A 12,354-nucleotide genomic window follows, 5' to 3' on the forward strand; every position below is an offset into this window, starting at 1 on the left:
CTCTTAGTTGATGGTGATTTGGACGGGGAAAGCGCCGTTGCAGAAACCGCCCCAGCCATCGCCGAAGCCGAAGGCGGGGCCGTTCCCATGCCAAATGTCGAGGCGAACACCTGGGGCGATTGGCAGGGCTTGGCGGTAGAGGTGAGCGATCGAGATTTCGATGCTCGTCAGAAGCCTTCCAGTGGCCACTGACACGCGGCCTTGGCCTTCGATGTAGATCACCGCGTCCGGCCCGAAGACCGCCCTGGCAGCCAGCGTGAGGCCGTGGCGGCTATAGTCCCCACGGTTGGCGATCACACGGGCTTTGAGAAAGCCGCGATAGAGTTCGTCGTCGGTGAAGCAGAACTCCACATACTCAGGGCCGCCGCAGTCCCATTCCGCTTCGCAGAAGCCTGCGACCGGGACCGTCGGCGGCCCGCATTCGTCGATGCACTCGAACCCGAAGATGGGACGAAGCTGGCCGGCACAGTGACATCGTGGCCAGCCGATGAGGCCGCCTAGGATGGTGAGCTGGTCCCCCACCGCTTTGTCGAGATCGAAGAACTCGATCATCCGACAGGCCAGGTTTTGCGCCTCGGCCGCTTCCTTCAGATAGGCGCGCATTACCCCTTCGAGCCTTGGGCTTTCGCGATACTGCGTCAGACGTCGGTCGATCTTGGACTGGATGAGCGTTTGAGGATCGATGCAGGCCATCACACGTACCGAACCGAGACATAGGGGCTGATGATGACTGGGCGCTCGAACAGGGTCGTTTCAATCTCCTCAGCCACGATGAGATCGGCGTTCCGGGCAATCCGCGTTTCGACGATCTCTAGGTTGCCGATCTGTGCCGCCTCGGACGCCACGCGCTTCTCAAGGACCGTGTCGCCGTTGCGGTAGCCGCACTCACCGGCGAAGGCATCGATGATGGCTTGCGCGATGACGCCAACCGTCGGCGGCGCGCAGTTGCAGGCGTCGGGGATGTGCCGCACGTCGAGTTCAACACGGATCGGCACTTCGACCGGGCGGATGAGGTTCACCTGTTGGCAAAAGCCGTCAGCCGTCACGGGAATGGTCACGTTGCCGAAGAGGCCAATGCCACCGACGGAGTTCTGGTAGACTGCGAGTGCCACATCCTGGTCGTCACCGCCGGTCACGGCATAGGCGACATTGTGCGCTGGAAGGCCGAGCGCGTCGGCCGCCTGCCCGGAATTGACCCGCACCGACGCGAAGGTCACGCCCGGCAGATCGCGAAGCCGGTTCAGGTTGGCCGTGTAAGAGATGTCGGCCTGTCCTGCGTTGGTGACCCGGCGCCGAAAGTCGGTGTCGACCTCGCCGGACGGACGTGCAACGCCCCTCACCTTGCCGAGGATGTCCAGGCGAATGCCATCGGCCTGATCAGGGTCGAACGATGCGTAGACGTCCTCCGCGGTCTCCCAGAAGTCCACGGCCGCGTCGGTGAACACGCCGTTGATCTGGCCGAGCGGCGAAACCGATGTCTGGATGACGCCGGCGCCGAAAGTCGACACGTTGCGCTGCTCGATCTCGTCTAGAATGGTGGCTTGGCTTTTCCGCACGAAGCCGGACGGCAGGACGCCATAGGTCTCGCTCATAGGCTGGCCTCTTGGTCGTATTCGGTGATGACGGTGGCGGACGAAACCGCGATCGAGCGCGTGTGCGGATCAAAGCGCGCCGATAGCCCGGTGATGCCGGTCACGCCGTCGGTGTCGAGGATTTCGTTCTTGATGAGGGCTTCGGCGAGCGCCAAGTTCTCGCGGCGCCCGAAGATCGTGTCGAACCATGGCAGACCTGCCGTCGTGTCGAGGAACCATTCCCCTTCGAAGGCCATGATCCGTTGTCGGGCGTGCTGGCCGACGGCTTTGGCATCCATGGCCAGAGCGAGGTTGCCGGTCGCATCGAGATAGAGATCGTGTGGGGCGTCTCCGTTGGCCGGCGCCAGCGCGAGAGTGACGCGCGCAACGGTCATAGCGCCATTCCGTCGAGCTTGTCCGCCAGCGCGAGAACGGCGGCCTTCTGGTCGTGATCGTAGAGACCGGTGCTCGAGCCCTTGCTGACGATCGTCTGGGCGTTGGCGAGATTGCGGAGCGCCGCGGCAACGATCGTGTAGACGTTCCCCTGCGCGCCTCGCTGCATGAACTTGCCGTCCTCGCTCATCTCCATCGCGAAGCTGCCGTCGGACGAGCGAAGCTCCATGTTCTTGTTGTTAAAGTTCGGGATGGGATCGCGAAGGCTCTCGCCGCCCACCGGGAACGCTTCCATGTCCGAGAGCGAGAAGGATCGAGTATCCGCCGCATCGAATGCGCCGCCCTCTCGGTGGTAGTTGTCCATGTTGCCGCTCATCGGCCTCAGGGAGACGAGATCGCCCGTCTTGACCGGCGTCGTCATGATGAAGCCGCCAGCTCGGTGGAACCGCACTGGCACTTCCTGCAGTTCGGGCAGGTCCGTCGGCACACCGTTGAGGCGCTTGCGCGCGAGCGGCTGGATCGTCGCCATCTGCGTCTTCGGATCAAAGGAGACGACGCGCCCCGGCATTTCGCCGAAGATGTCCTCGCGCTCCGACTGCGCCGCTGCCCCCGTGGTGTCCTCGAACCGGTTCGTCGTCTTTCCGATGTAGCCGGTCATGGAGCCTCACTGTGGTCTGGGTGTCGGGATGGGTATGTTCGTCAGAGCCGGAAGCCCTTGATCGACCTTGCCACCGGTCAGGCTCTCGCCCGTGGCGCTCACCTTGAAGTCGCCACGAGCGTTGTCGCCGGTGTAGGTGGCCGTGGAGACGCGATAGCTTCCGCCTTCTGCATTCATCTCGAGCGTCTGGCTTTCGATCGAGACCATGCGGTTTGGCCGGATCTCCGGGTTCAGAAGCGCGTCGAACTTCACGCCGTTGTCGGTGATGGTCGGCGTCCCGATCAGTCCAGTGGAGGACGAGAGGTGGACGCTGGCCTGGAGCGCGCCGTCGGCAGGGATGATCTCCAAGGCTTCGTTCTGCATCGACCAGTAGAGCCCATGCGAGCGGCCGATCCGGTCCATCTCCCTTGAACACGAGCCGCACATCGAGACCGGCCGCTGATACGGCGGCAGGCTGTCGACGCCCTTCCACTCGCCTTTGTCGATCCCCTCCTTCTCGAATTGCTTATGAAGCTCTTCGAGGACGGTCTGGACGCTGGTGCCTCGTGGGAAGGTCTTCGAGATGACCGCCTTGCGCAGAGCCTTGTCAGCGTCGCCGCAGGAGATTTCGGTGATGATGTCGGCGCCCTCGCGGTAATGCTGGACGTCCCGCATCTGCCCTTTGAAGATGATCCCGATGTTCGAGGCACCGGTCGGTGGGATGTACCCTGCCTCCAGCATCACGTTATCGAGCTCCTTGCCGACCGCCGCGCGATGGCCTTCGGACAGGTTGTAGATCTGAATGCGGGCGGTGTTGGCGTTGCCAGAGATGTCCTTGTCCACCGTGAAGCCGACGAACATCTGCCGATCCGTAGCATCGCCCGGATTGACCACGAGCCCGCCCCCGCCGCCCGACAGGGTGACGCGAACTTTCCTCAGATATTGCTGCATGGATCAGGCCGCCGCGATCTCGTCCGGTGTGGCGTGGTAGAGCCTCACGCTCCCGTCAGGCAGCTCAAACCGGCCGGGTTGCGCACCCTCGACCTCGGCCGCAAGGAACAGGCTCCCGAGGCCAAGGTCGAAGGGTTCGAGCAAGTCGATGTTCAGCACCATCTTCCGACCGGTGATGATCGGCGCGTCATCGATCGCCAAGTCCAGAAACCAGCGATCGGCGAGGGTGTTGAAGCGCATTCGCAGCGTGCAGCGCTGGCCGTTCATCACGACCGAAAGGCGCTGATCTGGCGCGTCGGTGATGAGGATCTGCTGCATCAGCCGAACACCTGAGAGAGGATGGAGCGACCCCGCTCTGGGGCTACGGTCTTGGTCGCGTTGTCACCGCGCTTCACCGCGCCAGCGGCCCGGTTCGCGTTGTCAGCACTGGATCGCCCGGCAGCAGGCGTCGCCGCTCGCCGGCTGTCCTTGCCGCCAGGGTTGGCTTTGCCGCCCGCAGCAGACTTGCCGCCGCCCTCGCCGGTCGCAGCCGCTTGAGCGGTATCCACGATGATCACTTCCTGAAGTTCGACCTTCGCCCGGAGGATCTGGGACGTCTTCAAGTCGCGATCGGCGGACAGGCGCCGGATCAGCATATCCCGGTACAGGTCGAGACCTGTGACCAGATTGAACGGCACTCGGCTTTCCTGCAGGCGCTTAAGGGCCTGCCATGTCGCCGTCGCCGAACTGTCGGCCACCTCCAGCGTCAGCCGTTTGGGCTGGCTGTAGGCGTGATCCGTCACCTTGGCCCCGAACTCGACCGCGTTCTCGGTGATCTCGAGCTCGCTTTCGTGTTGCTCGACCAAGACCACCGCCAAAGGCACTGGTCCGATCGCTCGGCTGATCGCAATAACGCTCATCGTCCTGCATTCCCTGCTGCGATGCGGGCGGGCGGCATTCCGCCGGCTGCCATTCCGCCACCAACCGAGCTGCGGAAGTCGTTGATGGCCGTCTTGGCCTGGGCAAGCTTGGCCATGAGCGGCGACGTGTCTGCGTCGATCCGAGCGGTGTAGGTCCGTTCCAGATCGCTCATCGCGGCCCGCGCCTGGTTGGCCGGCGCAATGACCTGCGTGATGTCGAGCATCGCCTTGGCCGTGGCTGTGGCGCTGTTGATGAACGACATGAGGCCGTTCACCTTCTCGCGGATTTGCTCTTCCGAGAGGTTGAACTCGACGCTCAGGCCCTCGACCTGCTGCAGCCCGGCGCGAACGAGATCCGCCATGGGCGTGCTGGCTGGTTGCGGCTCCGCGGGGCGAGGCTGTGCGACAGGCGCGGCCGGGCGGGTGACCGATTGCCCTGGTTCGACAACGGTCTGGCTCGCAGTTGGCGTCGGCGTTTGAGGTGCACTTGCCGGAGCGTCCTGCGGAGTTTCAGGACGGATCTGCGGTTGTCGCTCCTGCGCCGGCACCTCTCCCTTCGCCGGGACGATCTCGGCTCTCTGATGCACGATCAAGCCGCCATCGGGCGCCGGCGTCAAAGCTTCACCCGTCGGAGAAGGTCTGGCGTCCTCAGTGACGGTCGGGTTCTCGCCGCCCAACACCTGGTCGACAATGCTCTTCAGCGAACCAACCGCATCCATCAGCTGCTGGATGATGGACTTGGCCGTCTCGATCGGGGCCGAGAGAGCGCTGAAAACCTGACCAACTCGCTCGAAGGCGCCGGCCACCCGGTCGACGGCCTCGGTCATCAGCTTAACGGCGAGTTCCGTCGGGCTGGTGAAGAGGAGGCGGAAGTTCGTAGCGGCGTTCTGCGCCCAGGTCTCGACCTGCGCGAAGGCGCCGCTGGCAAAATCGACATCAAGGCCGCCGATCTTCACCGGCTTCGAGAAATCGGACTTGAACGCCTCCCATCGGGCCTTCGCATCGTCTCATGTCGAGAACGCTTCCGCCGGCATCCCCAAGTTCTGGACGATGGACGCCCGCACGCTGCCGAGATTGGCGGCAAAGGCCGTCGCAGCGGCGTCGAGGTCCGTCAGACTCTTCTTGAGCCGATCGAGAGCCGCTCGGCCTTCCTCCGTCGATCCGATCAGGCTGTCATCGCCGTTCAGACCCGAAACGATGTCGTCGAGGGCGAGAAGAGCAGCCACGGTCGGGATGCGCCGCGCAACGGCCATCAGAGCGCCGCGACCCCAGGCAGAAGACGCAATCGCGGCTGCGCCGATCCCGGCCGCCGTCATGGTCTGGTCAAGCCCGGTGACGCTGCTGATCAAGCGGTTCACGCCTATCGCAGCCGACGCGAAACCCGCGCCGATACGATAGGCTTGCATCGCTAGATGCGAGGCGTTGGTCATGGCCGACACGAGAAAGTCGGAGATCCGCTTTGCCGAGCGATCCGCGAAGCCGCCTTCCCACAAACCGTTCACCCAGCCCAGAAGCCCCTGCATCCGGCGCTTCAGGTCGTCATAGTAACCCGCCTCGGAGATGGCGAGCAGCCAGTTCGTCCAGTTGTCAGTGAGGTTGGACAGGATACCGTCGAAGGTCTTGGCAGCGTCCTCGGAAGCGCCGAGGTACTTCTTGCCCAGCGCGTCGATGAGGAGCTGGATTTCCTTTCGGCCAAGCTTGCCTTTGGATGCCAGCTCCTGAAGCTGGGCCGCGTTCTTGCCGGTTGCCTGCCCAAGCAGTTCCCAGACTGGAACACCCCGCTCCAGCAACTGCATGGCTTCCTCGCCCTGCAGCTTGCCCTTCGTCCAAGCCTGCCCGAGCGCGAGCACGATGCCATCGAGCTTTTCAGCGCCGCCGCCGGTGGCCGCCATCGCGTCCACGATCGCGCGTAGCGACCCGTTCATGGGGTCCATGCCGAACGCGCGCATATTGGCGAAGGCGTCAACGACCTGAGAAAGCTCCAGCGGCGTCTCGATCGCGAACTGGCGAATCCACGCCATCGCCTTCTCGGCGCCTTCGGACGACCCTTCGAGGGCCTTCAGCCGAACGCCAAAGTTCTCGAATTCGCGGCCGGTGTTCGTGATGTCTCGAACGAAGCCCTTGCCGAAGCTGACTGCGGCTGCGGTGCCGCCGATAGCTGCGAAGCCGGCAGCGGCTGCGAGGCCGAGCTTTGTGATGACTGCGACAAAGGCTGAAGCCTTCTTCTCAGCGGTTTCCAGACCATCCTTGAACTTATTAAGGTCCCCTTCGCCTTTGAGGTCGAAGCCGAGGATGGCGATGAGCTCGTCAACGATCATAGGAGTACCAAATGTTTGGAGACGTGAAGACGCTGATGATGGCAGCCAGCGCAGCAGTGATGACCATCACTTCGGCAACCGCTGGAGAATGGGAGGACTCGGCGCTCAAGCAGTTGCGCACGAGCATTCCTCAAGTGGTCGACATCCAGTGGGGTCAGCCTGGCTCTCTGTGGCTTTTCGTCATGGACAACGGTCAAAACCGGGATGGCTTGGCCACCTCAGCCTGTGGCGCTCTTAGCTTCGTTGAGGGCACACCTCAGCGACGCAACGTCGTCGTGCGGGTCTGGGACGCGGCGAGCGTTACGAAGGACAACATGCGAGGCATTGGCTACGCCCGCTGTAGCCTAAAGCCCTGACGAAAAGGCCGCTGAGTCTCCCCAGCGGCCCTGCATCATGTGCCTCGTAGTCTCATTTGCTCCTGAGCGCGACGCTTCCAGCGATAACGCCTGAGAACCGCTCCTCCGCTCCGCGGACGCTCTTCTGTGACTTCGATCTGGCCAATGTCGGCGAGTATTTGGATCGCACGATCGGTTTCCTCCGGTCGTAGCGCACCATGGAGCTTCCGGGTCAACTGGCTTCGTGTCAGTTCGCCCTCGCGACGAATGATGCGCAGAACGATGTCGTGGGCCGACTTGTTGGGTTGAACGCCATTCGGCAGGAGCGGCAGTTGATGAGCTCGATTGAGGTGCTGGAGCAAGAGACGTTGCAGGTGTCGAGGGTCGTCCAGGTTAGGGACGGCCTGCTCAAGCTTGTGAACCTCTGCCCGAAGGCTCTCATTCTCTTCCGCCAGATCGGCAGCCATTCGGAGAGCCTCGGAAAGGCTACGCGGCACGGCTGACGGGTGCTCAGCCACTTCCCGCTCCAATTCCTCCCAGCGATCGATGATCTTCGCTCTTAGTATGATATTATACCCAGATACGAGAATAAGACATTCGCGCCTAGGTAAATTGAAGCACGGATATGTTTGTCCGTTCTGTGGATCGACATACTCACCTTCGAATGGGTAGGCTTTCGACTTTCCCTCCATGAACCCCATGAACGCATCGATGGTCCCAGGTGTCAAAAACTTGTACTGGGTTCGGTCATGTCGGTGGTATTCATGCAGATCAGAGGGCTTCCCCCGATCGGGGGAGCCCCCCTCTTCACCAAGCTTATCCAGCATGTTGCGGATGTCTCGAATGACGTGATCGTGCCGCTTACCAGTCAGGTCGGCAATCTCACGGCTGGACATCGTGGCCGGCATCTCGGTCACTCCGTCCATGGTTCAAGCTCCGATCCGCCAGAGGTCGGCAGGTACACCGGCGAACGGTCGAAAGGATTTCCCTTCCATCGCCTCGATGACGCACGGATGGTCAGCACCAATGGTCAAACGAAGTGGCACCCCTTCCCGGGCAGCGAGCAGTCGATGAAGCTCGATGATGTGATCCGCGATCTGATCGTTGATCGACGTCGCCTGGGCGGCGACCTGAGTTGATGTGAGAACCGCGACGGCCATTCCGCCAAGTGCCTGACGACGGTTCATCACGCGGCCTCCAACTCAGCCGCCGCACCGCCGATCAGAACCGGCTCCGGGCGCTTGGGGAGGACGAGAGCGCCGCTGGCGTCGCGTTCGATGCGTGAGAACGCTGCGCGAAGGCGAGCGTCTTGGAAAAGCCGGGCGACCGGCGTATATTCGTTCGTGTTCATCGTGGTTCCTTCAAAACCTGATGGATGATCGGCCCCGTTGGCGCGGGGTTCGACAGTCTCAAGCGGTCGGTGCGGACTTGGCGGTCTCACCGGCCGTTTCTGTTTCTGAATTTTGCATCCTCATTCGGATGGAACGGATCACCTCAGCGTTCTGAGAGCACCCGTTTGCTGCCGCTTCTCTTTCGAGCCACCGTTTGATGTGGACTGGTAGCCGCAGCTTCAGACTCGACCTATCGTCTCCGTCCATGTAATCCTCTGTTGGCGTCATATCGACGTCAACATACATAACAGACGTCATATCGACGTCAAGCGTCAAAATGGCACCAATGACCGATGAGCCAGAAGTTGTTCGGACGAGCCTTCGTCTACCCAGATCGCTCTACGAGAAGCTGCAGGAAGCATCTGTCGGAAAGACCATGCACGCAGAGATAATTGCGCGCCTTGAAGCCTCATTTGAAACCAAGGATGGCACCAGCTACGCGCACTCTCATGTGAACAAGATAGTTGACGCAACCATCAAGGCCCTAGAGCGCAACGGTTGGCGCCCGCCCACCTCCGACTGACACATCCCGCTCACTGGAAACGTTTCCAGTGGGGTGGGGTCGGGACTCGACAAATGGGTTAGTCAACGCGCCGCAAGACCGGGGACTGATCGAGGGCGCGATTGCTATTGTCGCGTGTGACCGGCTATCACCATTGACGCACCTTCGCCTACAGCACTTAGAGGTTTGATGCCGTCGCCATATGAACAACCGATGCGCGACCTCATCAAGGGGCTCGCAAGCCGGCCAGAAGCTCTTCTCATCACAGCATGTCTGGCAGCGATGGTCCTGCTCGCTAAGTTTGGCGTTTCGGGCGGCTACGCAGTAGGCGGACCCAGCCTTATATACGTCCTGTACATGGCCAACGTCTTTCTGGGACGGCGCCACGAGAACCAAGCTCTTGATCGACAGCTAGCTGCTGAGGAACGGAAGCAGCTAGCGAAGGTTGAGGCAGCAGCAAAAAAGCGGGATACCCGCAGCAGTCCGAAAGGTGTAACGTCCCTGCCTAGGGTGAAGAGGTGATTGCCATGGTTGGCCTCGAGCAGTTCTGGTTCGAAGCGTCGCTGGTCATCGCTCCGGCGGCTCTCATTGTCGCGTATCTGAAGTTCCGGATTCGGGTGGAGGATAGGCGCAAACGTGATCTATCAATCGCGCTCACCGCTATGAGTGCGCACCGTCGTGCCGTTGACGTGGTGCTAGATGACCCGGCTACGCCTGAATCTATGCGCACGGCAATCGCGATTTTCTCGAAGGTCATTTCCACGCCCTCGGCTGCCAGAAAATTGGCGCAGATGGTGCTACGTGACGATGAGGCAAAGGTTGAAAACCCCCCGGAATATCTGACAACCCTAAAGGACGATGCCCGTCGTCTGATGCAATCTCGTCCGGATCTGTCAGACGCCTTCAAAGAAGCCACGACGTCCGGCCTGATCGTTGCCATGCTTCGAGACCCGGCAACGTCGAAGCGATTCGAAGAAGCGATCTCGGCTATCGCGACCGATGAGAAGCGTAGCTTCAAAGCCGTTCGCGCGTCGAGTTCGTTTGCCCCGATGTTTCCGCCGGGTGGACATGCAGCGGCCTGCTGACGCGCCCCCGAACGACAGGCTCACCCCCGATCAGCCTTTTCCGCCATCACCGCTTTCAGGTCTAAGACCTCGTGAGCGTCGAGCACATGCCGCAGCTTCACCCGATCATCGAGATCGGCGATGCTGAACATGGGCGGCTCCGCCAGGATCGGGCGGAACAGCCACATATCTAGGTTCGGGGCGATGCGCTTGACCTCGGCTTCGCTCAGGCCGGGGCCGTCGCCCCTCGGTCGCGTGCCTTGAGGAGCCCGGAGAAAAAATCCCCGAACTGCTCCCGCACGATCCAGGCGGCAACCGGGAACACGTCCGACAGCTTGGCCTCGAAGTCTTCGACCTCGAGCTTGTCCCATGAGCCCGACGGCCGCTTGAGCATTGCGGCAGCGAGGATGTCGTCCAGCAGCGCCATCATCCGGTCTTCGTCCATCCCGTTGAGGATCGACATGATGGCGGCGATCGCCGAAGCGTTGGCCTTCGCCTTCGCCGCCTCATCCCCGCTGGAGAGACCAGCGAAAATCTCCGGCAGCCGCTCGACCGCCGGGCCGAGGGCCTTGATGAGCCGGTACCAGAGCTTGAGTGCCTCGCGCGCCGGCAGGGCATCGGTCTTGTAGGTGATCGACCCGAAGCGTTTCTCAGCCATGCCTCACCTCAAGCCGTCGGGATTTCGGCGCGCCAGTCGCCGGTCCAGAGTTGCCATTCTCGCACGGTCGCCGCCGTGCCCTTCTGCACTTCCGGGGCCTGCTGGATGAAGGCCTGGTCGGTCGCGCCGCCCTCGCCCGAACCGCGGTCGATGATGGTGACCGGGAAGCCCTCGATGACGCCCTCGCGCTGGCGAGCCAGCTTGCGCATCAGAAGAGCATGGACGGGCGAGGTGTGCTGGAGGCGAAGGGCGATCGTCGCTGAGCGGTCGGCGCTCTGGGAGAAGATCGACGAGCCGTCGGCGCCCACAAGGCCGGTGCCGATGTCGGCCCCTTCCGTGACGCTAATCGAATCGTCTCCATCCCAGAAGCCGTCGGCCTTTCGGCCGTCGACCGTCACGGTGGTCTGGAGGAAGGAGTAAACGGAGGACTTGGCCATCTATCGGCTCCCTCAGAACGTCATGACGTAGTTGATGGTCGAGTAGTGGACCGCGCCGCTGTAGCGGAACGTCACCTTGATCGCCGGGGCGATGCGGGCTTTGCGCTGCGCCTCGGGAACGTCGAAGACCGAGGGCACATCGATCACGACCGCAGGCGAATAGTCGCCGTTCGCATCGAGATCGCGGGCCACGAGGCCAGCACGTGTCGCCAGGCGCATCACCGTTCGGGCAGCAGAGGCGAGCGTCTGCATCCCGTCATCGTCAAAGGGCACCTTGGGATTGTTCAGGAAGATCCCGAGCAATTCCTCTTCGGTGCGTGCGACGATCCAGTCTGTGGCATGGATCTCGTCGATGAAGACGTTCGGCGTCAGCGTCGATCCCTCGACGGTGAAGTTCCGGCCGCCAATGTTGACGTAGGCGTTCGCCATGTGGCCGGCGGCGAGGCTTTGACCGAGTTGTGGCACGAAGCCCGTGACAGCCTGAACGACCGCAGAGCCCTTCCCGAGCGGCGTGATGCCGGCGAGGTCCTTGAACTTCGCCGTGTAGCCGCTGTCGGCATCGTCGAAGGTGAAGGTGCCGCATTTGGCTGCGAGGGCGAAGCCTGGATATTCCGCCGGGGTTGCCGAGTAGAACACCGCCGTGCGCTCGTACTTGCCCTTGTTGCGGGCTGCGAGCGTGGCCGTGTCCGTCGAGCTCTCGGTGCCCGCCGCGTTCGAGGTGATGACGTTCAGCTTGTTGTTGGCCTCGGCCCACGAGACCAGCCCATCGAGCGTGGCCGTGTCGCGAAGCGTGGCCTCGACATCGATCCAGTACCAGCCGTTGTCGTATTCCTTGATCAGGTCGAGCTGGGCGGAAAGCTTCGCCGCATCGATGCCGGTTGCGTCGTACCAGCCGGCCTTGACCTGGATCGGCCGCGGCTGCTGCGAGAACGCCGCCAGCGCTGCCTGATAGAACGGCTCGGAAGACGTCCAATCGGCCGCCACCTCGTCGATCGACCCATAGGCCCGTGTGCGGATAGCGGCAGTGAGCTTGCCGGTCTTCGCCGTGGACGTCAGGAAGAGCGGCACACCGAAGCCTCGACGTGCCGGGAAGGCATCGCGGCGGTCAACGGTGACGTTGACGACGCGCGAATAGGGCAGTTCAGCCATGGGGCTGCGCTCCTCTGGATGGCCCTAGTTCGGGCGGTTGATTTGGGGT

18 protein-coding genes are annotated in these 12,354 nt (G+C 62.4%); 3 read left to right on the plus strand and 15 right to left on the minus strand.

Annotated elements, in window-relative coordinates; translation table 11 throughout:
* Positions 1-3: 3 nt before the first annotated feature.
* Genes B146_RS0114815 through B146_RS27855 form a run of 9 tightly spaced genes read right to left on the minus strand, consistent with a single transcriptional unit; the run spans position 4 to position 6,769 of the window.
* Positions 4-693 (minus strand): DUF2612 domain-containing protein, encoded by a 690-nt coding sequence (locus B146_RS0114815; RefSeq protein WP_081630996.1) that lies wholly within the window; start codon positions 691-693, stop codon positions 4-6.
* Positions 693-1,592, minus strand: coding sequence for a hypothetical protein (locus tag B146_RS0114820; protein ID WP_019997239.1), 900 nt, complete (start codon positions 1,590-1,592; stop codon positions 693-695). The genes B146_RS0114815 and B146_RS0114820 overlap by 1 nt, the downstream gene beginning before the upstream one ends.
* A complete protein-coding gene (locus B146_RS26200; RefSeq protein ID WP_019997240.1) occupies positions 1,589-1,966 on the minus strand; it encodes a hypothetical protein in 378 nt (125 codons plus the stop codon). Before B146_RS26200 ends, B146_RS0114820 begins: the two co-directional genes overlap by 4 nt.
* Positions 1,963-2,622 carry a Gp138 family membrane-puncturing spike protein gene (locus tag B146_RS27850; RefSeq protein WP_019997241.1) on the minus strand — a complete coding sequence of 220 codons (660 nt, stop codon included), beginning with the start codon at positions 2,620-2,622 and terminating at the stop codon, positions 1,963-1,965. The genes B146_RS26200 and B146_RS27850 overlap by 4 nt, the downstream gene beginning before the upstream one ends.
* 6 nt (positions 2,623-2,628) lie before the next feature.
* Positions 2,629-3,552, minus strand: a complete 924-nt coding sequence (locus B146_RS0114835) for a phage protein (protein WP_019997242.1) — start codon at positions 3,550-3,552, stop codon at positions 2,629-2,631.
* 3 nt (positions 3,553-3,555) lie between these two features.
* Positions 3,556-3,870, minus strand: coding sequence for a phage baseplate plug family protein (locus tag B146_RS29810; RefSeq protein ID WP_019997243.1), 315 nt, complete (start codon positions 3,868-3,870; stop codon positions 3,556-3,558).
* Positions 3,870-4,451 carry a phage baseplate protein gene (locus B146_RS0114845; RefSeq protein WP_019997244.1) on the minus strand — a complete coding sequence of 194 codons (582 nt, stop codon included), beginning with the start codon at positions 4,449-4,451 and terminating at the stop codon, positions 3,870-3,872. Before B146_RS0114845 ends, B146_RS29810 begins: the two co-directional genes overlap by 1 nt.
* Positions 4,448-5,407: a hypothetical protein gene (locus B146_RS0114850; protein ID WP_019997245.1), complete on the minus strand. Its 960-nt coding sequence runs from the start codon at positions 5,405-5,407 to the stop codon at positions 4,448-4,450. The genes B146_RS0114845 and B146_RS0114850 overlap by 4 nt, the downstream gene beginning before the upstream one ends.
* A 51-nt stretch (positions 5,408-5,458) precedes the next feature.
* Positions 5,459-6,769 (minus strand): tape measure protein, encoded by a 1,311-nt coding sequence (locus tag B146_RS27855; protein WP_019997246.1) that lies wholly within the window; start codon positions 6,767-6,769, stop codon positions 5,459-5,461.
* 23 nt (positions 6,770-6,792) lie between these two features.
* On the opposite strand from B146_RS27855, the gene B146_RS0114860 reads away from it, so the two are divergent.
* The gene (locus tag B146_RS0114860) at positions 6,793-7,125 is read left to right on the plus strand and encodes a hypothetical protein (RefSeq protein WP_156421757.1); all 333 of its coding nucleotides are present in this window, start codon (positions 6,793-6,795) and stop codon (positions 7,123-7,125) included.
* 35 nt (positions 7,126-7,160) lie between these two features.
* Here B146_RS0114860 and B146_RS28360 read toward each other — a convergent pair whose 3' ends face one another.
* The 3 genes from B146_RS28360 to B146_RS29520 are packed head-to-tail and all read right to left on the minus strand — an operon-like array spanning position 7,161 to position 8,455.
* The gene (locus tag B146_RS28360; RefSeq protein WP_081631003.1) at positions 7,161-8,012 is read right to left on the minus strand and encodes a Rha family transcriptional regulator; all 852 of its coding nucleotides are present in this window, start codon (positions 8,010-8,012) and stop codon (positions 7,161-7,163) included.
* Positions 8,013-8,033: 21 nt separating this feature from the next.
* A complete protein-coding gene (locus B146_RS29050; RefSeq protein WP_155897517.1) occupies positions 8,034-8,291 on the minus strand; it encodes a hypothetical protein in 258 nt (85 codons plus the stop codon).
* On the minus strand, positions 8,291-8,455 hold the full coding sequence (locus B146_RS29520; protein ID WP_019997250.1) for a hypothetical protein: 165 nt from the start codon (positions 8,453-8,455) through the stop codon (positions 8,291-8,293). Before B146_RS29520 ends, B146_RS29050 begins: the two co-directional genes overlap by 1 nt.
* Positions 8,456-9,210: 755 nt before the next feature.
* On the opposite strand from B146_RS29520, the gene B146_RS29055 reads away from it, so the two are divergent.
* Complete coding sequence (locus B146_RS29055; RefSeq protein ID WP_155897518.1) at positions 9,211-9,519, plus strand: hypothetical protein; 309 nt, start codon at positions 9,211-9,213, stop codon at positions 9,517-9,519.
* A 5-nt stretch (positions 9,520-9,524) separates the two neighbouring features.
* Positions 9,525-10,082: a hypothetical protein gene (locus B146_RS0114885; protein ID WP_019997251.1), complete on the plus strand. Its 558-nt coding sequence runs from the start codon at positions 9,525-9,527 to the stop codon at positions 10,080-10,082.
* 205 nt (positions 10,083-10,287) lie between these two features.
* On the opposite strand, the gene B146_RS0114895 is transcribed toward B146_RS0114885, so the two are convergent.
* The 3 genes from B146_RS0114895 to B146_RS0114905 are packed head-to-tail and all read right to left on the minus strand — an operon-like array spanning position 10,288 to position 12,305.
* Positions 10,288-10,719 carry a phage tail assembly chaperone gene (locus B146_RS0114895; RefSeq protein WP_019997253.1) on the minus strand — a complete coding sequence of 144 codons (432 nt, stop codon included), beginning with the start codon at positions 10,717-10,719 and terminating at the stop codon, positions 10,288-10,290.
* 8 nt (positions 10,720-10,727) lie between these two features.
* Positions 10,728-11,156 carry a phage structural protein gene (locus tag B146_RS0114900; RefSeq protein ID WP_019997254.1) on the minus strand — a complete coding sequence of 143 codons (429 nt, stop codon included), beginning with the start codon at positions 11,154-11,156 and terminating at the stop codon, positions 10,728-10,730.
* A 12-nt stretch (positions 11,157-11,168) separates the two neighbouring features.
* Positions 11,169-12,305, minus strand: coding sequence for a DUF3383 family protein (locus B146_RS0114905; RefSeq protein WP_019997255.1), 1,137 nt, complete (start codon positions 12,303-12,305; stop codon positions 11,169-11,171).
* Positions 12,306-12,354: the final 49 nt, after the last annotated feature.

Source organism: Aureimonas ureilytica DSM 18598 = NBRC 106430, from assembly GCF_000382705.1.
Classification (GTDB): Bacteria; Pseudomonadota; Alphaproteobacteria; order Rhizobiales; family Rhizobiaceae; genus Aureimonas; species Aureimonas ureilytica.